We start from the raw sequence: 19231 nt of genomic DNA on the forward strand, positions 1-19231 counted from the left end.
CCATGAACGGGTCATCGAGCGAAAGGAAAACCCCGAGATGTACGAGATCCTCGCCGCCGCCGGCATCGCGACGACGCTGGCCGGCATCGCCTTCTGGACCGTTCTGCTGGCCGGCTACGTCGCGCTGTTCGCGGTCACCCTCGTCAGCGTCTGCCGGTCGCCGCTGGAGTCGCGGTCGCGTACCCGATGGATCTGGTTCGTGGTTCTGGTCCCCGCCGTCGGGATCGCGATGTGGTTCCTGAGCGGCCGGCCCGCCACGCGCCAGGAGGTTTGACAGCCGGCGCACCGGCTGGGAGCGTTCCCAACGTGTCGAACATCGCGGTCAATCAGGTGGGGTACCTCTCGTCCGGGCCGAAGCGGGCCACGCTGGTCACCGACGCCGTCGCGGCGCTGCCCTGGCGGCTCGCCGACGGCGCGGGCCGGACCGTCGCGAGCGGGACGACCGAGCCTCGCGGCGTCGACGTCTCGTCCGGGCAGAACGTGCACACCATCGACTTCGGCGCCTGCGAGCAGGCCGGCGCCGGCTTCACGGTGACCGCGGGCGGCGCGACGAGCCGGCCGTTCGCCATCGGTGCCGACCTCTATGGACCGCTGCGCGCCGACGCGCTCAAGTTCTACTACTGCCAGCGCAGCGGCATCGAGATCCGCGAGGACCTGCGGCCCGGCTACGGCCGCCCGGCCGGGCACCTCGACGACCGTGACGTGCCGTGCGGCCCCGGCGCCGGCGACTATCGGCTGGACGTACGCGGCGGCTGGTACGACGCCGGTGACCAGGGCAAATACGTGGTCAACGGCGGCATCACGGTGTGGCAGCTGCTGCACGCCTTCGAGCACCGGCGCGGCCTCGACGAGCTGGTTCTGGACCTGCCGGAGAGCGGCAACGGCGTCCCCGACCTGCTGAACGAGGTGCGCTGGGAGCTCGACTTCCTGCTGCGCATGCAGGCGCCGGGCGGCCTGGTGCACCACAAGATGCACGACGAGCAGTGGACGCCGCTGCCGACCCTGCCGCACCTCGACCCGCAGCCGCGCCTGCTGCGCCCGGTGTCCACGGCGGCCACGCTGAACCTGGCCGCCGTCGCCGCCCAGGGGGCGAGGATCTTCCACAAGTACGACGCGGACTACGCGGAACGCCTGCTCACTGCCGCGAGGACCGCCTTTGCGGCGGCCGGGGCCAACCCTTCCCTGTACGCGCCAGCCGAGGACACGATCGGCGGGGGCCCGTACAACGACGACGACGTCCGTGACGAGTTCTACTGGGCGGCGGCCGAGCTGTTCCTGACCACCGGCGAGCAGCGGTTCGCCGACGCGGTCCTCGCCTCGCCGCTGCACACCGCCGACGTCTTCGGCCCGTACGCCTTCGACTGGGCCGCCACCGCGGCCGCCGCCCGCCTCGCTCTCGCCTTCACCGACCTCCCGGGCGTGCGCGCCTCGGTCATCGCCGGTGCGGACAGATATCTCGACATTCAAAAGGCCCATCCGTACGCCGTCGCGTACGCCCCGCCGGGCAACCACTGGGACTGGGGTTCCAGCAGCATGGTGCTGAACAACCTGGTGGTGGTGGCCACGGCCTACGACCTGACCGGCGACACCCGCTACCGCGACGGCGTCCTGGAGGGCTTCGACTACATCCTCGGCCGCAACGCGCTGAACCTCTCCTACGTGACCGGCTACGGCACCGACTTCGCGAAGAACCAGCACAGCCGCTGGTACGCCCACCAGATCGACCCGGCCCTGCCGCACCCGCCGGACGGAACCCTGGCCGGCGGCCCGAACTCCGGCCTGCAGGACGAGGTCGCACAGGCGAAGCTGTCCGGCAGGGTGGGCCAGTTCTGCTACATCGACGACATCCAGTCCTGGTCCACCAACGAGCTGGCCATCAACTGGAACGCCGCCCTGGCCTGGACGGCGGCTTTCGCCGCCGAGCACGGCTCTCAGGACGGCGTCAGCACCAGCCATCCGAAGCCGACCACGTCGCGGTAGCCGCCGAGATACTCGTTCCGTCGCTGATCGGCGAACGAGCGCGCGGCCGGCGTGCCGAGGCGTTCGATGCCGGCACGCCAGTCCGACTCGAAGTCGTCCCACTCGGCCACCGTCGACTCGGCGACGTGCAGCGGCCGGAACCCGGCGTCCACCGCGGCCCGGCAGGCGCCAGCCGCCGGATCAGATCGGCCACCCGCTGCCCGCCCAGGGGCGCATTGAAGTCCAGGCCGGCCGCGGCGGCAGCCAGATAGACCTTCCGCTCTTCGTCATTCACCGGCACACGGTAAGGCAGCACGAGAGCTTAAGCTGCGCCGTGTGCCGAGGGGTGAAGAAGCGGAGCCGCTGCCATTGACCGGCTGGCGCGGCCTCGTGCTGCTGACCAGGTTCCTCACCGAACTGGCGCTGTTCGCCGCGCTCGCCTACGCGGGCGCAACCCTGCCCGGCCAACTCCCGCTGAAGATCGCGCTGGCACTGGCCGCACCGGCATCCGCGATCACGCTGTGGGGCTTGTTCATCGGCCCGCGAGCGACCCGGCGGCTGCCCGAACCGTGGCGCTTCCTGACCGAGGCAATCCTGTTCGCCGCAGCCGGCGCCCTGATGACCGCAGCCGGCCACCCCTTCACCGCCATCCTGACAAGCGCAACCGGAATCGGCGTCGCCGCACTGACCAGAATCGCCGCCCCGGGCAAATAAGGCCGCCGCACCGAAAGAAGGACGAACCCGCAGCCTCCGGACGGCCCGGACCACCGACACCGCAACCCACCACCCGCCGCAACGTCATTCATCGAGTGGCAAGCCGACCCGCACCGCAGGCGCGCCAGCGCCGAGGAGCGGAAGCGGCGCGGCAGCACAACGGCCCGGACCAGGCAGCAAGCGCAGGTGAGGCACTCAGCGCAAGCCCCGCCAGGATCGCCGCCGCAGGAAGGGGCCCTCTCCCCGGACGTCCTGCTGGTCCGGACGCGCGCCTGATCTCAGTCCCAGCCCTGCTGCGGGGTGGCGCAGGTGCCGCGGAAGACGTACTGCGACGGCACCTTGCGCTGCTCACTCGACCAGTCGATGGGTGGCCGCCGCTGCTGTTCGGGCAGATATCCGAGCCGGTAGACGGCCATCAGTTCGAGGTCGTCCGGCACCTTCAGCAGCCGGACGATCTCGTCCCAGCGGCCCGGGACCTCCATCGGGAACGAGACGAACTGGATGCCCATGCCGAGCTCGACGGTGGTGAGCCAGACGTTCTCCATGGCGGCGCCCATGCTGAACACCGAGTAGAACGAGGACAGCTCACCCGGCCGGTACTCGGATCGGTCGAGCATGACGCCGAGCAGCAGCGGCGAGCCGGCCACCAGCTTGCGGTTCTCCTCGCCGAGGCTCTGCGGCACCCGCATGGCGTTCATGAGTTTCTGGCCGCGGGCGGTGAACACCTGGCTGGTGAACGGGCGCAGCGGCGCCGGCAGCCTGTCGAACAGCATGCCGTCGCGGCGGCGTTCCATCTCCTCCCGGCTGAACCGGAAGTACGGCTTGTACCGTTCGAAGAACGTGCCGTTCGACATGGCCTCGGTCATGCTCTCACCGCTGATGCGGGCGATCTCCTCGATCGCCGGGCGGTCCTCCACGATGACGAACCGCCACGGCTGGCTGTTCAGCTGCGACGGTGCACGCCCGGCCACCTCCATGAGCAGCCGCTGGTGCTCCTCGGAGACGGGATCGGGCAGGAACGCGCCGTTGGTGGTCTTGCGGCGGCGCACCACGTCAAGGAACTCCATCAGCGATTCCTCCAGACAAGGGCAAGGGCGATTGCGTACGAGGGGGCAGCCGCGCCGGCGACCGTGGCGTGCCGGCGCAGCCTCCCGCCGGCGTAGGGCAGCGCGATCAGCGGCCCGGCGGCCGGCAGCAGCGCGAGCCCGGCGGGCCGGCGGTCGGCGGCGCAGGCGACGAGCGCGGCCGTGGTGAGCGCGGACGTCACGACGTACAGGGAATGATGCACCCACCGCAAGCGGCGGTTGTCGATCGCGCCCGTCGCGACGGCGGCGCCGAAGGCGGCGTTCGCCAGATAGCTCAGCGCCGCGGCGGTGACCAGCCGCCGGGTCACCGCGGCGTCCCCTCGTGAATGAGCAGCAGGCGCTGCGGGAACATCGGCCTGACCTGCCAGCCGGGCGGCACGGCCGCGCGCAGCTCCGGGGGCCGGTAGCTGCGGCGGATCGAGAGCAGCCCGTCCTGGTGGATGAACGAGCCGCGGGCGAACGGCAGCGTCGCGGCGGCGTAGAGGCCGTAGCCGGCGCGCCCGCGCGACAGGTCGTTGTGGACGGTCAGCCGGCGCGCGAGGGTCTCGCTGTCGGCCAGCACGGCGGACAGCGCCGCCGGGTCGAGGTGGTGCAGGAGGTGGTTCGAGATCACCAGGTCGTACCGGTCGCCGCGGGCCACCAGGTCCGCGCTCGACGCCTGCTCGAACCGGACCCCGGCGGCGGGCCGATCGCGGACGTGGCGCAGCGCGCGCTCGTCCGGGTCGATCGCGGTGATCCGCAGCGCCAGCCCGTCCCGGGCCGCCCATCCGCTGAGGGCGCGGGAGATGTCGCCGCCGCCGAAGCCGATGTCCAGCAGCGTGGCGGGCCGGTCGGCGTCCAGGTGCGGCCGGATCCACCGCTGGTAGACGCGCCGCCATCCGGAGACGAGCCGGTTGACGGTGCGGAACTGCCGGTAGGTGCGTTCCAGCCGGTCGGGGTCGCAGCCGGGATCGTCCATGAACTCCTGCACGGCGGTGTCGCGGCGGGTGAGGCCGATGTTGCTCAATGCGTTGACCCTCCGGTTCCGGGCTGGACGGTCGACGGGATACCCGGAAAGATCAGCGCCTAACGACGGCTGTGTATCCGGTGGGAATTCCGGCTGCATCCTTTCGGGTGAACCGGGACGTATGGCAGATTGATGCGGCACCCAGGCGTCGGCGGAGGTTCGGTTGGACATGACAGCGCAGCAGACACGATCCTTCGGCCTGTGGCTGTCCGCGGCGTTCGCCGCCGTCATGCTCTATTCGCCCGCCCCGGCCCTGGCCGCGCCCGCGCAGGCCCCGTGCCAGGCCGGCGGCGTCTCGGCCGCCGACCGGGCGCTCGCCGACCAGCTGCGGCCGTCGCTGAACGGCAAGCGCCTCGGCCGGGCGGTGACCGGCAACCGGATGGCCTGCGCCCGCGCCATCGTCGACGCGGTCCGGGACCGCGGCCTCAACCAGCGCGCGGCCGTCATCGCGATGACCACCGCGATCGCCGAGAGCACCCTGAACAACCACACCGTGGCCCTCGACCACGACAGTCTCGGCCTGTTCCAGCAGCGCCCCTCGCAGGGCTGGGGACGTCCCGAGCAGCTGGTCGACCCGGAGTACGCCACCAACGCGTTCCTCACCTCGATGCTGCGTAAATACCCGGACGGCGCTTGGATGTCCGGCGACGTCGGCGCGATCAGCCAGGGTGTGCAGCGCTCGGCCTTCCCCCGGGCCTACACCCCGGAGGCGCACGACGCCGAGCTGATCGTGACGGCGCTGTGGCGGCAGGAGAAGGCGCAAGAAAAGGCTCCGGCCGGCACGACCGGGGCGACCCCGGCGCCGACCGCGTCGAAGCCCGCCGGCCCGTTCCAGCAGACCCTGACCACCGGGGCGACCGCGCTCGGCCCGATCACCGGCCACCACGAGCTCGCCGCGGCCGACTGGAACGGCGACGGCCGGCCCGATCTGGTGCTCGTCAACGGCACGGAGACGGTGACCGGCAAGACCGAGGTCCGGATCATGGACGGGGCGACGAACTTCGCGGCCCTGCTGCTGAGCACCGCCACGGCGCTCGGCCCGACCGACGACCGCTTCACCTACGCGCTCACCGACTGGAACGGCGACAAGCGCCCCGATCTGCTGGTGGCGCAGCGGTCCGGCACGGACAGCGGGCGCACCGAGGTGCGGATCCTCGACGGGGTGTCGGGCTTCCAGCAGCTCCTGGTGGAACCGGCCGCCGTGCTCGCCGCCACCGACGAGCGTCACCATTTCGCGGCGGCCGACTGGAACGGCGACGGCCGGCCCGACCTCGTCGTCACGCAGACCGCCGGGACGGCCGGCGGCAAGATGGAGGTTCAGGTCCTCGACGGCGCCGCGGGCTTCCAGCGGCACCTCATGCCGCCCACCGCCACGCCGGAGCCGGCCTCCGCCGACCGCCAGGTGGTCGTGACGGACTACGACAACGACCGCCACCCCGACCTGGTGGTGCTGCAGAAGTCGACCACGGCCGAGGGGAAGACCCGGGTGCGGGTCTACGACGGCGAGGCGCAGCTGCGGCGGACGCTGGCCGGGGCCGACGCGGTGCCCGGCGCGACCGCCCACCTCGACATGCTGGTCACCGACTGGAACGGCGACCGGCGCCCCGACCTCATGATGGTGCAGAAGCCCACCGCCACGAACCCCCTGACCGAGCTGGCCGTCTTCGGCGGATAGCGGGACGGCACGGGACTCCCATTGGCGATCTTCGATGTTAGTGTCGGGATCGCGAAAGGGAGGGGGACCCTTTGACATCTCGCATTCGACTGTGGACGGCCGCGAGCGCCGCCGTCTGCGTCATTCCGGCCCTGACCGTGGCGACCACGCCCGGCACGGCCCAGGCCGCCGCTCAGGCCGTCGCCTGCACGGCGCCGATCACGATCCCGGCCGGCGGGGTCGCGCCGCGCGCCGACCAGACGACGGTGGTGACCGGCAACACCGGCACGGTCTTCGACCCGGCCGGCGCCGACATCGCCTGGGCGCCGCGCGCGTTCGGCGCCGACGTGGTGCGCGCCGACGGCAGCCTGTCCAAGCAGATCACCGTGGGGTACTCGCGCACGACCGACGTCTCGAAGGGGGCCGAGCCCGCCGACGCCGGAGCCCGGGTGTCGTCGGACTCCGGGGCGACGTTCACGACGGCGCCCTCGTCGGTGCCGATGTACCGGCTCGGCGACGTCGCCAACCTGCTCGACGGTCGGCTGCTCGGCGCGCAGTTCGTCATCAACGGCGGCTTCGACACCAGCGTCGCCGGTCAGGTGACCATCCCGCTGGTGCTGAACCTCTCGGCCGACAAGGGCCGGAGCTGGACGCCGGTGTCCGCGCGGACGGTGATCACCGATGCCCAGATGCCGCAGAACCAGGCGAACCCGAACGTGGCCTCGATCAGGGGCGTCCGCACGGCCGGCAAGCCGATCCAGATGACCGGCGGAACCATCGCGATCCCGGTCTACTTCGCGATGAAGTACACCGAGACCAGCAACATCCTGTACGCCGCGCTGCTGACCGCCAAGCCCGGCTTCACCGGCACCGGCGCGATCGACACCAGCGCGCCGTGGCAGTTCACGATGCGGACGATCACCTCGAACCCGACGGTCAGCTTCAACGAGACCGCGGTGATCGAGCGGCAGGACGGCGCCCTGCTCGCGGTGACCCGCCGCGAGACCAGCCCGGCGGCGACGCTGTCCTACCGGATCTCCGCCGACGAGGGCCGGACCTGGAGCGTCAGCACCGTCCTGACCTTCGCCGACCAGCCCGGGTGCGCGGTCAGCGGGGTCCTGCCGCAGCTGGCGATGCTGCCGACCGGTCAGCTCGTGCTCAGCAGCGGCCGGCCGGACAACTGGCTGGCGATCTCCACGGACGCGTCCGGCACTAGCTGGACGCAGGAGCAGCAGACGTACTGGAACCAGCCGACGAACGGCGGCCTGTGGTGGTACGGCTCGTCCGGCTACACCTCGCTGATGCCGACCGGCGTGAACCGGCTGCTGCAGTTCGCCGACAACTGCCAGGCCCCGAACGCCAGCAAGGTCAACGGATGCGCGTCGGCCCTGAACTTCGAGAAGGGGCGGGACTACCGGATCGTGAACCGGCAGGTCGCGATCCTGCCCCCGGGACTCGGCAAGATCGACCTGCTCGGCAAGCTGCGGCACGGCACCGTCACGCTCACCACCGACCTGCACGGGGTCCCGCCGGTCGGGGCGGTCACGCCGCCGACCCCGTACGGCAGCGGCCCGTCGGCGGCCGACGCCACGAGCACGCCGTACTGGCGGGACGCGCTGGGCGCCGTGGACGGCAGCACCGCGTTCTGGTCCGGCGCGCTGTCCAGCCGTGAGGACGGCTCCGGCACGTACCAATTGAAGCTGGACCGGACCTATCGCCTGACCAAAATCGGTCTGGCGCTGCTGCCCGGCGCGGCAGCGACGGCGCAGCTCGACGTCTCCGCCGACGGCGAGACGTGGACGCCGGCCACCACCGTCAGCACGAGCGGCGACCGCGCCATGCGCTACTACAACCTCGACGCGACCGCCCGTCACCTGCGGATCCGCACCGACGCGACGAGCTGTGCCGCGGTCGGCGGCCCGGCCCGGTGCAGCATGATCAACGAGCTGGAGCTGTACTCGACGGTCAACTCGTTCGAGAACGAGGCGGCCATCCCGCGCGGCCTGACCGACCTGGCCTGCACCCGGATGACGTCGGTCTGGGCCAACGGCGACCTGGACCACGACAGCAACCACGGCGTCCGGATCATCGACGGCGGCAACGACACCTACTGCGACGGCGCCACGACGATCGGCAAGTTCACCTACCCGGGGCCCGGTGTGAGCCTGCCGGCCGCCTCGGCCCGCACCCTGCAGGCCGGCGTGCAGCCGGTGACGATCACCAACGGCCTGCTGGTCGACATCAACGGGGTGCGCAGTGACGGCACCACCGGCCCGGTGTACCACCTCGGCATCAACAACGGCCGTCGCTGGGCCGCCTACACCGACGCCGGCGGCTGGGCCGGGCTGGGCGGCGCCGCCGTCCCGCTCGGCGCCTGGACGACGTTCCAGGTGGTGGCGTCCACTACCGGCGCCACCCTCTACACGGTGGACGCCGCCGGTGAGCGCACGCTGATCGGCACGATCCCGAAGACCGGCAGCACCGGCATCACCTCGATCACCGGATACTCCTTCGCCAGCGGCAGCACCGAGGGCGTCGGCGACCAGGCCGTCTACGACGACATCAGCTTCGACTGACCCGGCGGCGTCCCGGGAGCGATCACCGCTCCCGGGACGCCGTGCCGGACCCGGGAGTGATCGGACGCCGCGCCGGACCGGGATGGCACCATGACCGACATGATCGACATGACCGCTGACGAGCACGCCTCCCGCGCCGCCGAACTCCTCGCCGAAGCCGAGCGCCTCTACCAGATCTGCCTGGTCGACTACCAGACCAACATCAACGAGGACGACCACTCGGAGGAGCCCTACGTCCCCGGCGCCGACCTCGCGATGCTCACCGCCACCACCCAGCTCGCCCAGGTCCACGCCACCCTGGCCCTGCGCCGGCCGCCGGTCAGAAGTGCGATTTCGGAATGACGGCGTGCACCCCGACCGTGCGGTCCACCACCTGGGACACCTCGAAGTCGGCGGCGGCGGACAGGTAGGCGTACGCCACCGCCCGATGCATGCCGAGGTCGTGCTCGAGGAAGTCCAGCGCGTTCACGACGGCCCGCCGCATCGCGATGTCGAGGTCGCCGCCCTGGCCGTTCTGCGAGCCGTCCGGGTCGGACAGCCCGATCGGCACCCAGGCGTCCGGCGTCTCGGCGAACGGGTAGCCGAACGCCACCGACGGCGCGCCCTTGCGTCCCCGCTTCACCACGGTGAGCCGGTACGTCGCCCGCAGCGAGCCCTCCATGGCCGTCAGCGCCACCTCGCCGTTGCCCATCGCCATGTGCGGGTCACCGGCGTAGAACAGCGCGCCCTCGGCGAACACCGGCAGATAGAACGTGGCGCCCCGGCCCAGCAGGTTGATGTCGATGTTGCCGCCGCCGAGCGTCGGCGGGATCGAGTTGAGGGACGCGTCGGTGAGGCCGGCCGCGTTCGCGAAGGCCACGCCCATCATGCCCATGAACGGGTTGAGCGGGAACGCGACGCTCTTCGAGCCGCGGGGGAGCACCCCCTTCGCGCCGCGGATCGGGGTGAAGACGGAGACGTTGCCGTACCGGCGCGGGTCGCCGGTGGCCCGGCCGTCGGCGCCGACCGGCGGCATGATCTCGGCTTCGGTGATGCCGGCCGGCACGGCGCCGCCGGCCAGCCGGGGGAGTGCACCCTTGCCGTGCCGGCTGGAGATCACGCCGTACGGGACGCGGGGCAGCGCCGAGAGGATCTCCACCTTGAGGACGTCGCCGGGTTCGGCGCCGGACACGTGGATCGGCCCGGTGACCACGTGCGGGCCGTCGACGTCGAAGTTGCGGGTGGTGCGGTCGTAGGAGCGGGCGATCGCGATCGCGTCGCTGAGCACGTCGGAGCGCTGCACGCCGTGCTTGCCGAACCACGCCACCGGGTCGCGGCCCTGGTCCTCGAGGATCCCCTCGTGCGACACGGTGTCCACGGTGACGGTCTCGCCGGAGCGCATCCGCAGGATCGGCTCGCTGGTCGTGGACGGCACATAGCCCCAGCGGACCTCGTCGGGGTGCGAGCGCACGTAGTGCCTGCCGTCGATCGGGCCCTTGCCGGGCTGCAGGATCTGCCCGGGCCGGCCCGTCGCCGGCCGCGTCGCCGAGGCGGGTGCCGAGGCCGCGCCCGCCGCGGCGCTTCCCGCGCCGACCGCGGCGATCGCCCGCAGGAAGGTGCGCCGGCCGAGTGCGTCTTTCAGTTTCTGTACGCCATCCATGCGCCAAGTCCACGAGATCTCTGTGTCGGGCCTGTCGTGCGGCTGTGACGCACCGGTTAACGAGATCGATTCCGTCAGGCGCCGGCCAGGTCCCGGCGGATGAACCAGGCCGCCACCGGTAACGACGCGGCCGTCCAGGCCAGCAGGGCCAGCTGGAATCGGGGCTGGCCGGCCGCCGCGAGCAGGAAACTGGTGAACGGCAGTGGTTCCTGGAGCTGGCCGATCAGGCCTTCGGCGAACAGCAGCCAGCCCAGATAGCCGGCCAGCAGCCACAGCGGGCGGCGCACCACGGTGGCGTTCGCGACGCCGAAGACGGCGATGAGCGGGATGACGGCGAGCGTGGTGACGTACTGGCGGCCGAAACCGGACCAGGCCACCGCGATGCCGCTGACCGCGGCCAGCAGCAGGGCGAAGAGGATCGCCACGAGGCACTGCACCGCGAGGACGCGCAGGCGGTGGGGCTGACCGAGAAAGGTCAGGATGATCGTACGGTGCTGATAGTGCTGGGCGGTCAGCATCACGGCGATGCCGAACGCCCCCACTCCGGCGAAGAGCATCCAGAACTCCTCGCTGAGCCAGCCGGTCAGCGCCGCCAGGGTGGTGAACCCGGCCAGCGAGATCCACGACGAGCGGATCGTGAAGCTGCGGTGGAGCTCGCTGCGCAGTACGGCGATCACGACGTGGCCTCCAGGAAGACGTCCTCCAGGTGCTGGCGTTCGGCCACCAGCTCGTAGATCGGGACCTGGAGGCGCAGGGCGATGTCGCCGGCCTGCTCGGGGGTGAGGCCGGCGACGAGCAGGACGCGGCCGTCGGTGTCCACCGAGGCGCCGCGGGCGAGGAACGCTTCGGCCAGGGCCTGCTGGTCGCCGCCGCGTACGCGCAGGGTGGTCATCCCGGCCAGCGAGGCCAGCGGGGCGGCGACCCGGATGCGGCCGTCGCCGATGATGACCACGTCGTCGACCATCAGCTCCAGCTCGCTGAGCAGGTGGCTGGAGATCAGCACGGTGCCGCCGGTCGCGGCGTGGTCCCGGAGCAGGGCACGCAGCCAGGCCATGCCGGACGGGTCGAGGCCGTTGGCCGGCTCGTCCAGCACCAGCACCGGCGGCTCACCGAGCAGGGCCGTCGCCACGGCGAGGCGCTGACGCATGCCGAGGGAGTACTCGCCGGTGCGCTTGTGGGCGTCGGCGGCGAGACCGACGTACTCGAGAAGGTCGTCCACCCGGGCGCGCGAGGTGCCGCTGAGCAGCGCCTGGCTGACCAGGTGGGCGCGGCCGGTCTGGCCGGGATGGCTCAGGCCCTGTTCGAGGACGGCGCCGACCTCCCGCAGCGGGCGCTTCAGGTCCCGGTAGCGCTGCCCGTCGATCAGGGCGGCGCCGCGGGTGGGGCGGCACAGGCCGAGCAGGATCCGCAGGGTGGTGCTCTTGCCCGAGCCGTTCAGGCCGAGCAGCCCGGTGACCCGGCCCGGCGCGGCGGTGAACGTCACGTCCCGGACGGCGTCCTCGCCACCATAGGTCTTCGTCAGTTCCCGGATGTCGATCATCGCGGGCGATTGAACACGCCGCCGTCAAGCCCCGCTAGATTCGCCGGGTGCCGATCGATGCGAAGACCGATGTCAATCCTGTCGCGGCGGTGCGCGCCGCCCTCGCCCGGTTCGACGAGGCCGGCCCCGGCCTGAGGCGGGACCCCGAGGCGGTGATCCGATGGGCCGGCGCGCTGCTCGACGGCGGCGACGAGCAACGGGCCCTCGAGGCGCTGCTCGGCGTGCTGCACCGGGAGGAACTGCCGGTCGCGTTCGACGCGGTGGCGACGCGGATCGGGGCGGACGACCGCCGTCGTACGCTCGCCCGCGCCCTGCTCGGCAGCGGGTGCGTCACCAGGTCGTACGGAACCCCGTGGCCGCATCCTTACCGGGCCGTCGCCGCGACCGTGGTCCGGCTGGCCGGCCGGGACCGGGACCTGGAGGAGGCCGCGCTGCGCACGGCGCGGGAGCACACGCCGGAGGAGTGGCGGGAGTCGCCGTACCGGGTCGGTGACGTGGTCGCGGCGCTCGCCGAGGCGCACCGCGACGAGCCGGCGTACCTCGATCACCTGGCCGGCCTGCTCGCCGGCGACGATCGGCGGCACCTCGGGTTCGCCGCCGCGCTGCTCGGGCCGGCCGGCCTCGACGAGACCCGCCGGCTCTGCGGCACGGTCGCCGACGAGGCCGGCGAGGCCCTGACCGCCGCGTTCGCCGGGGCCGGCCGGTTCGACGAGGCGCTGGCGTTCGCGGTCACGCTCGGCGCCGACGCCCGGCAGCGGGCCCTGCTGCGCCTCGCCACGCCGGGCATGCCGGCCGGCCGGGCCACGGCGCTGCTCGCCGCGTACCGCAAGTGCCCCAAGGCCAGCCGCCAGCGCGCCGACCAGGCGATCTACCGATCCCGGCAGATCAGCCTCTTCCTGACGCTCGACCGGGTCGACGACGCGCTGGCCGCGCTCGCCCAGATGCCCGACCTGCGCTTCGGCGACCTCGGGCACGGGCCGCGCGTTCTGCACATCCTGCGCCGGTTCGCGGACCGGCCGGAGGAGGCGACCCCGGAGCGGCTGCGGGCCGTGCTCGACGTGCTCACCGGGGAGAAGTTCAACCTGGGGGATCTGGGGGACGTGGTCGTCGAGGCGGTGCGGCTGGTCCACGGCGTCGCCGACGCCACCGTCCGGGCGGACCTCGTCGCGACGTACCTGCCGCGGATGCGGGCCACCCTGCGATCGGCGACCCTCACCGACATCGCCCTCGCCTGGGCGCGGGTGGACGAGGGCGATCACGCGGCCGCCGACCCGCTGTTCGCCGCGAGGGCCGCCGACGGCCGGCCCAGCCTGATCACGGGGATCATGCTGAGGCTGGCGCCCGCGGCCCGCCTCGCGAGCCGCGACCCGGAACTGTTCGGCCGGCTGCTCGCCAAGGCGTGCGGCGGCGTGATCCGGTTCCGGTTGACCGGGTACGGCGCGGACGAGTTGCGTCTCGTGGCCGAGGCGCTCGCCGGCGCCCCGTACTCCTATCCCCCGTGGATCGGCACCCACGTCTCGGCGCACGCCGCGGAGATCGGCGACCGGCGGCTGCTCGCCGCCGCGGCGGCGCACGCGCCGGACCGGGAGGCGGCGCAGCAGGTGGGCCGGGACATCGCGGTGGTCCTGGCCCGCGCGGGCGAGCTCGCGGCCGCGACAGAAGTTGCGGAACTGTGCGGCCTCACTGGGCAGGAAAAGGCCTCTGGGCAGGCCTGATGCGCCCAATAACAGTTTTCCCGGAGCTATTTGTTCGGGTCAATTCTGATTCTTTGTTTTCGGCATATTGACGAACCGCAACACCGAAGTAACAATTCCACAGAGAGCGCTCTCCCGTCTCCGCACCCGTCCGAATAGGCAGGTCCATGACACCCCCGACTATGACCTCCCCACCGCCGCTCCACCGCCGACGCCGCGGGCGGGTCGTGCTGAGCGCCGCCCTCGCCGCGGCCCTCGGCGCCACCGTCGTCTCGGTCACCACCGCCGCGAGCGCCGCGGACACCCCGATCTCGCAGGGGAAGGCGGCCACCGCCTCGTCCGTGGAGAGCGCCGCCTTCCCCGCCTCCGCCGCGGTCGACGGCGACGCCGGCACCCGCTGGTCCAGCACGTTCGCCGACCCGCAGTGGCTCCAGGTCGACCTCGGCACCTCCCAGTCGATCAGCCAGGTCGTGCTGAACTGGGAGGCCGCCTACGCCTCGGCCTTCACCATCCAGACCTCGGCCAACGGCTCCACCTGGACGAACATCAGCCCGGTCACGGCAGGCAGGGCCGGCGTCCAGACGCTCAACGTCACCGGCAGCGGCCGCTACGTGCGGATGAACGGGACCACGCGCGCCACCCCGTACGGATATTCGCTCTGGGAATTCCAGGTCTTCGGCAGTGGCACGGGTCCCTCACCCAGCACGAGCCCGAGCCCGAGCGGGCCGGCGCTGCCCACCTCGGACACCCCCGATCTGGGCCCGAACGTCCGGATCTTCGAGCCCTCCACCCCCGCCTCGACCATCCAGTCGGCGGTGGACCAGGCGTTCAACGCGCAGCTGCGCAGCCCGACCGCGCAGTTCGGCTCGCAGCGCCACGTGTTCCTGTTCAAGCCCGGCAGCTACGGCCGGGTCTGGGCCAACGTCGGCTTCTACACCACGATCGCCGGTCTCGGCCTCAATCCCGACGACGTCACGATCAACGGCGCCGTCAACGTCGACTCCGGCTGGAACTACGGCGACGAGTCCAACGCCACCCAGAACTTCTGGCGCAGCATGGAAAACCTGTCGATCGTGCCCGAGGGTGGCACCAACCGCTGGGCCGTCTCGCAGGCCGCCCCGATGCGCCGCGTGCACATCAAGGGCAACCTGACCCTCGCGCCGTCCAACCAGGACAACGGGCAGGGCTACTCCAGCGGCGGCTACCTGGCCGACTCGGTCGTCGACGGCGTCGTGTCCTCCGGCTCCCAGCAGCAGTGGTACACCCGCGACAGCCGGATCTCCCGCTGGGACGGCGGCGTCTGGAACATGGTCTACTCCGGCGTGCAGGGCGCTCCCGCCAACGCCTTCCCGAACCCGCCGCACACCACCCTCGCGACCACGCCGGTGACGAGAGAGAAGCCCTATCTGTACGTGGACAGCGCCGGGCTCTACCGGGTCTTCGTGCCCGCGCTGCGCCGCAACTCGGCGGGCGCCTCCTGGCCGAACGCCGCCGGCACCTCGATCCCGATGCGCCAGTTCTACGTCGCCAAGCCCGGTGACAGCGCGGCCCGGATCAACCAGGCGCTCGCCCAGGGCCTGAACCTGTTCTTCACCCCGGGCACCTACTCGCTCAACGAGACCATCCGGGTCACCCGCGCCAACACCGTGGTCACCGGCATCGGCTTCCCGACCCTGATCCCGACCGGCGGCGTCGAGGCGCTGAACATCGCCGACGTCGACGGGGTCAAGGTCAGCGGCCTCACCTTCGACGCCGGCACGACGAACAGCCCGACCCTGATGAGCGTCGGCCGGGCCGGCGTGCACACCGACCACTCCGCGAACCCGATCAGCCTGCAGGACGTCTTCTTCCGCATCGGCAGCAGCGTGCAGGGCAAGGCCACCACCACCCTCGCCGTGCACAGCGACGACACGATCATCGACCACATCTGGGCCTGGCGGGCCGACCACGGCGGCGCGCCCACCGGCTGGACGGTCAACACCGGCGACACCGGCCTCATCGTGAACGGCGACGACGTCCTCGCCACCGGCCTGTTCGTCGAGCACTACCAGAAGTACGAGGTGATCTGGAACGGCAACCGCGGCAAGACGATCTTCTTCCAGAACGAGAAGCCGTACGACGTGCCCAACCAGGCGGCCTGGATCGGGCCGCGCGGCAACGGCTACGCCGCCTACAAGGTGGCCGACGCGGTGACCGACCACGAGCTCTGGGGCGGCGGCTCCTACGCCTACTTCAACGTCAACCCGAGCGTGCGGGTGGACCGGGCGTTCGAGGTGCCGAACCGCTCCGGCGTCCGGCTCCGCAGCGTCCTCACCGTCTCCCTCGGTGACGTCGGCACCATCGCCAACGTCGTCAACGACACCGGCGGCGCCGTCCCGAACCCGGCCGGCAACACCACGCCGCGCAACGTCGTGGCCTATCCCTGACAGGTAGCTCGGGAAACGGGCGGCCACCGGTGCGACATGCGCCGGTGGCCGCCCGCTCAGGTCGGTGCTCCCGCCGTCGATCTTCCTGGTGTGAGCCTTCCGCGGCGGCTGCGCGCCAACGTCAGGGATCCCCACCCCGCCACCGTCAGCGGGTTCACCGTCGGTGTCATGTTCTTCCTGTGCGGGCTCTACACGTTCTTCACCATCCTGCTGCCGACCCCGCCCGGATTCCACGTCGGCGCGGTCAGCATGATCGGGCTCTCCGCCGTGATCGGCGGCCCGGTCCTGATGGCGCTGCCGTGGGCGCGGATACCGAACGTGGCCCGCCTCGCGATCGCCCCGGTGGCGATGACGTTGATCGCCTTCCACAACGTGGCCGCGGGCACCGACCCGTTCCGCTACGGCATGTTCTTCTTCCTGGTCTTCGTGTGGTTCGGGTTGTGTGAGCCGCGCGGCACCAGCCTGCGGATGTCCCCGTTCCTGGTGATCGCCTACCTGACGCCTCTGATCATGCGCGACGCCTCCGCGTCGGACCTCGCCTCACTGAGCTACACGCTCCCGCTCTACCTCACCGTCGGTGAACTGCTGGCGTGGCGGACCGACCGGCTGCGGCAGTTGCAGGACCGGCTGCGGCGGCTCGCGGAACACGATTCCCTGACCGGTCTGCCGAACCGGGCCGCGTTCATGACGGCGTTGCGGGACCGCTGTGCCGGCCCCGGCCCGGTCGCCGTGCTCTTCCTCGACCTGGACGGCTTCAAACAGATCAACGACCGGCTCGGTCACGCCGCCGGCGACGACGTGCTGGTCCAGGTCGCCGAGGCGCTGCGCGAGATGGCCCGGCCGGGCCTCGACCTGCCCGGCCGGTTGGCCGGCGACGAGTTCGTGATGCTGCTCCCGGAGACGTCCGCGGCCGAGGCGGAGGCCATCGCGGACCGGACCGTGCGGCGCCTGCGCGAGCTGCGCGCCGCGGACGGCACGCCGGTGGGCGCCAGTGCGGGCATCGCGGCCGGTCACGGCATCGCCGCGGACCTGCTCCTCGCGCAGGCGGACGAGGCGATGTACGCGGCCAAGCAGCGCCGCCCCGCGTCGGCCGCCTGACCCGGCCGGCCGGGCGCGGCCGCCGCGCTCAGCCGAACCGGTTCGCGGCGTCCCGGAGCACCTGCCAGAGCAGCGCGCTCACCGTCGCGGTCGCGATCGTGGCGATGAGCAGGAGCGGCCAGGACCGCCAGAGGCGCTGGACGTGGGCCAGCCGGGCGAGGACGGCGAGCGGAAGAACGACCTGGATCAGCGTGGCCGCCAGGTAGGCGGCCAGGCCCCAGGCGAGCCCGCTGCTGACCAGCACCGTGAGCAGCCGTCCCGCCGCCGCGTCGACGTCGTCGGCGGCGAACGCGAGCAGGCCGAGCCCGGCGGCCGCCGCGGCGATCTTCTTCAAGTGGGTCACGCTACCGGCTCTGCCGCCGCCCGGGAGGCGCAACCCGGTACGACGAGGGCCACCGCGACAGCTGCGGCGAGCACGGGGCGTGCCCGCCTGCTGACGGCTGCTAGGGTGGGCTCGTGCCCCGGATGGGCCGACACGATGGAGGCAGCAACTTCTCCCGCCGCTTGCCGGTCGGGCCTATCCGGAACCCTTTCTCTCTTCCGCCCGTCGCGCACCGCCGTCCCCGGCGCCTGCGCGCACGGTGGCCCGTTGCTGCTTCCGTCGTCACCTGCGACGACGAGAAGGACCCATGACGCCCGACATCACCTGCTACCCGTCCCACGAACGGTTCCCCGGCCCGCGACCGGCCGTGCTCGTCCTCCCCGGCGGTGGATACCGGTTCCACGCCGAGCACGAGGGCGAGGGCTACGCCCGCTGGCTGAGCGGCATCGGCTTCCACGCGTTCGTCCTGCGCTACCCGCTGCTGACCGAACACCGTTTCCCCGCGCCGCTGGAGTCCGGCCGCGCCGCCCTCGATTGGATCCGCGGCGGCGGGCACGGACTCGACGTCGGCGGCGTCGCCGGCGTCATCGGCTCGAGCGCCGGCGGGCATCTCGCCGGTCTGCTGGCGACCGGCACCGTGCTGTCGGCGGAGACGCTCGACGCGCCGCCGCCCCGGCCGGACTTCGCGATCCTCGCCTACGCGGCGGCGGACCTGAACCTGCTGCCGGACGAGCCGGTGCGGTGGATCCTCGACGGCCGGATGGAACTGCGCGACGAGCTGTCGCCGGCACGCCACATCGACGCCGATACCTGTCCGGCATTCGTCTGGGCCACCGCCGAGGACCCGCCCGGATTCCCCAACTCCCTGGCGTACGCGAGCGCGCTGTTCGCCGCCGGCATCCCCGTGGAGCTGCACATCTATCCGCGCGGGCGGCACGGCCTCGGCCTGGCGAACGGGGTCGCGTACGGGGAGCACGGCGACATCCACATCCCGCACACGGCCCGGTGGGCCGAGCAGTGCGAGGCATGGCTCAGGGCGGAGGGGTTCCTTCCGGCCGGCTGACGGCTCCCAGGCGCCGTTTCGCTTCGGCGACGGCCAGCCGCCCGGCCGCCTCGTTGCGGTCCTCGGTGGAGTCGACGAGGTGGATCAGGATGCGCCGGAGCACGAAACGCACCGGCGGCAGCGGCTCGCCCAGTTCACCGAGGACACCGCGGCGGACGGCGTTCACGCACGCCTCGACCAGCTCGCCGTCGTCGGATCCGGTCCCCTGGCTCTCGTGCGCGTCCACGAACTCGAACCGGTCCGCGGGCTCGACGTCGGCCAGGATCCCGGCGAACCCGGCACAGTGGAGTTGCGAGCCCGCGCGGACGTCGATGTCCCGGACCGGCCGATCGAAGACCACACCCATCCCGGCACCATAGCGGCGAGCCACCGGCGAACATGGTCGACGCGAACGACTTCACCCGACGGCAGGGGGACCGCCCTACCCGCCCGGGTGACGCGGACCGGGCCCCTGC

Annotated in this window: 19 protein-coding genes; 10 read left to right on the forward strand and 9 right to left on the reverse strand. The window is 72.1% G+C overall.

Annotated elements, in window-relative coordinates:
• Nucleotides 1–37 precede the first annotated feature (37 nt).
• Both AB0G10_RS17390 and AB0G10_RS17395 read left to right on the forward strand, forming a co-directional pair.
• A complete protein-coding gene (locus AB0G10_RS17390) occupies nt 38–274 on the forward strand; it encodes a PLDc N-terminal domain-containing protein (RefSeq protein ID WP_360921964.1) in 237 nt (78 codons plus the stop codon).
• A 32-nt stretch (nt 275–306) separates the two neighbouring features.
• Nucleotides 307–1980: a glycoside hydrolase family 9 protein gene (locus AB0G10_RS17395; RefSeq protein WP_360921966.1), complete on the forward strand. Its 1674-nt coding sequence runs from the start codon at nt 307–309 to the stop codon at nt 1978–1980.
• Here the strand turns inward: AB0G10_RS17395 and AB0G10_RS17400 are convergent.
• Nucleotides 1932–2132, reverse strand: a complete 201-nt coding sequence (locus AB0G10_RS17400; RefSeq protein WP_360921969.1) for a hypothetical protein — start codon at nt 2130–2132, stop codon at nt 1932–1934. The genes AB0G10_RS17395 and AB0G10_RS17400 overlap by 49 nt on opposite strands.
• Nucleotides 2133–2295: 163 nt before the next feature.
• Here AB0G10_RS17400 and AB0G10_RS17405 point away from each other — a divergent pair, with 163 nt between their 5' ends.
• Nucleotides 2296–2673, forward strand: coding sequence for a DUF2568 domain-containing protein (locus tag AB0G10_RS17405; protein WP_360921971.1), 378 nt, complete (start codon nt 2296–2298; stop codon nt 2671–2673).
• Nucleotides 2674–2951: 278 nt separating this feature from the next.
• Here the strand turns inward: AB0G10_RS17405 and AB0G10_RS17410 are convergent, their stop codons facing one another.
• Genes AB0G10_RS17410 through AB0G10_RS17420 form a run of 3 tightly spaced genes read right to left on the reverse strand, consistent with a single transcriptional unit; the run spans nt 2952 to nt 4764 of the window.
• Complete coding sequence (locus AB0G10_RS17410; protein WP_360921974.1) at nt 2952–3740, reverse strand: nitroreductase family protein; 789 nt, start codon at nt 3738–3740, stop codon at nt 2952–2954.
• Entirely contained in the window at nt 3740–4066 is a 327-nt protein-coding gene (locus AB0G10_RS17415; protein ID WP_360921977.1) for a hypothetical protein, read from the reverse strand. The genes AB0G10_RS17410 and AB0G10_RS17415 overlap by 1 nt, the downstream gene beginning before the upstream one ends.
• Nucleotides 4063–4764 (reverse strand): class I SAM-dependent methyltransferase, encoded by a 702-nt coding sequence (locus AB0G10_RS17420; protein WP_360921979.1) that lies wholly within the window; start codon nt 4762–4764, stop codon nt 4063–4065. The genes AB0G10_RS17415 and AB0G10_RS17420 overlap by 4 nt, the downstream gene beginning before the upstream one ends.
• A 169-nt stretch (nt 4765–4933) precedes the next feature.
• Between AB0G10_RS17420 and AB0G10_RS17425 the strand changes: the two genes are divergently transcribed.
• The 3 genes from AB0G10_RS17425 (at nt 4934) to AB0G10_RS17435 (ending at nt 9336) form a co-directional block, all read left to right on the forward strand.
• Nucleotides 4934–6439: a VCBS repeat-containing protein gene (locus AB0G10_RS17425; protein WP_360921981.1), complete on the forward strand. Its 1506-nt coding sequence runs from the start codon at nt 4934–4936 to the stop codon at nt 6437–6439.
• Nucleotides 6440–6510: 71 nt separating this feature from the next.
• Nucleotides 6511–8994 carry a discoidin domain-containing protein gene (locus tag AB0G10_RS17430; RefSeq protein WP_360921984.1) on the forward strand — a complete coding sequence of 828 codons (2484 nt, stop codon included), beginning with the start codon at nt 6511–6513 and terminating at the stop codon, nt 8992–8994.
• A 90-nt stretch (nt 8995–9084) separates the two neighbouring features.
• The gene (locus AB0G10_RS17435; RefSeq protein WP_360921986.1) at nt 9085–9336 is read left to right on the forward strand and encodes a hypothetical protein; all 252 of its coding nucleotides are present in this window, start codon (nt 9085–9087) and stop codon (nt 9334–9336) included.
• Here AB0G10_RS17435 and AB0G10_RS17440 read toward each other — a convergent pair.
• The 3 genes from AB0G10_RS17440 to AB0G10_RS17450 all read right to left on the reverse strand — a co-directional run bounded on the left by AB0G10_RS17440 (nt 9314) and on the right by AB0G10_RS17450 (nt 12173).
• On the reverse strand, nt 9314–10633 hold the full coding sequence (locus tag AB0G10_RS17440) for an acetamidase/formamidase family protein (protein WP_360921989.1): 1320 nt from the start codon (nt 10631–10633) through the stop codon (nt 9314–9316). The two genes, AB0G10_RS17435 and AB0G10_RS17440, sit on opposite strands and share 23 nt — an antisense overlap.
• A 74-nt stretch (nt 10634–10707) precedes the next feature.
• Nucleotides 10708–11310 (reverse strand): hypothetical protein, encoded by a 603-nt coding sequence (locus tag AB0G10_RS17445; RefSeq protein WP_360921991.1) that lies wholly within the window; start codon nt 11308–11310, stop codon nt 10708–10710.
• Nucleotides 11307–12173 (reverse strand): ATP-binding cassette domain-containing protein, encoded by an 867-nt coding sequence (locus tag AB0G10_RS17450; protein WP_360921994.1) that lies wholly within the window; start codon nt 12171–12173, stop codon nt 11307–11309. Before AB0G10_RS17450 ends, AB0G10_RS17445 begins: the two co-directional genes overlap by 4 nt.
• 47 nt (nt 12174–12220) lie before the next feature.
• Here AB0G10_RS17450 and AB0G10_RS17455 point away from each other — a divergent pair, with 47 nt between their 5' ends.
• From AB0G10_RS17455 to AB0G10_RS17465, 3 genes are all read left to right on the forward strand, one after another.
• On the forward strand, nt 12221–13888 hold the full coding sequence (locus AB0G10_RS17455) for a hypothetical protein (RefSeq protein ID WP_360921997.1): 1668 nt from the start codon (nt 12221–12223) through the stop codon (nt 13886–13888).
• A 146-nt stretch (nt 13889–14034) separates the two neighbouring features.
• Nucleotides 14035–16293 carry a discoidin domain-containing protein gene (locus tag AB0G10_RS17460; protein WP_360922000.1) on the forward strand — a complete coding sequence of 753 codons (2259 nt, stop codon included), beginning with the start codon at nt 14035–14037 and terminating at the stop codon, nt 16291–16293.
• 90 nt (nt 16294–16383) lie between these two features.
• A complete protein-coding gene (locus AB0G10_RS17465) occupies nt 16384–17391 on the forward strand; it encodes a GGDEF domain-containing protein (protein WP_360922003.1) in 1008 nt (335 codons plus the stop codon).
• A gap of 28 nt (nt 17392–17419) precedes the next feature.
• Here the strand turns inward: AB0G10_RS17465 and AB0G10_RS17470 are convergent, their stop codons facing one another.
• Nucleotides 17420–17725 carry a hypothetical protein gene (locus AB0G10_RS17470; protein ID WP_360922005.1) on the reverse strand — a complete coding sequence of 102 codons (306 nt, stop codon included), beginning with the start codon at nt 17723–17725 and terminating at the stop codon, nt 17420–17422.
• 295 nt (nt 17726–18020) lie between these two features.
• Here AB0G10_RS17470 and AB0G10_RS17475 point away from each other — a divergent pair, with 295 nt between their 5' ends.
• Nucleotides 18021–18776, forward strand: a complete 756-nt coding sequence (locus AB0G10_RS17475; RefSeq protein ID WP_360922007.1) for an alpha/beta hydrolase — start codon at nt 18021–18023, stop codon at nt 18774–18776.
• On the opposite strand, the gene AB0G10_RS17480 is transcribed toward AB0G10_RS17475, so the two are convergent.
• Nucleotides 18745–19122: a hypothetical protein gene (locus AB0G10_RS17480; protein WP_360922010.1), complete on the reverse strand. Its 378-nt coding sequence runs from the start codon at nt 19120–19122 to the stop codon at nt 18745–18747. The two genes, AB0G10_RS17475 and AB0G10_RS17480, sit on opposite strands and share 32 nt — an antisense overlap.
• Nucleotides 19123–19231 lie beyond the last annotated feature (109 nt).

The sequence above is a fragment of the Actinoplanes sp. NPDC023714 genome (assembly GCF_040639855.1).
In the GTDB taxonomy this organism is placed as follows: domain Bacteria; phylum Actinomycetota; class Actinomycetes; order Mycobacteriales; family Micromonosporaceae; genus Actinoplanes.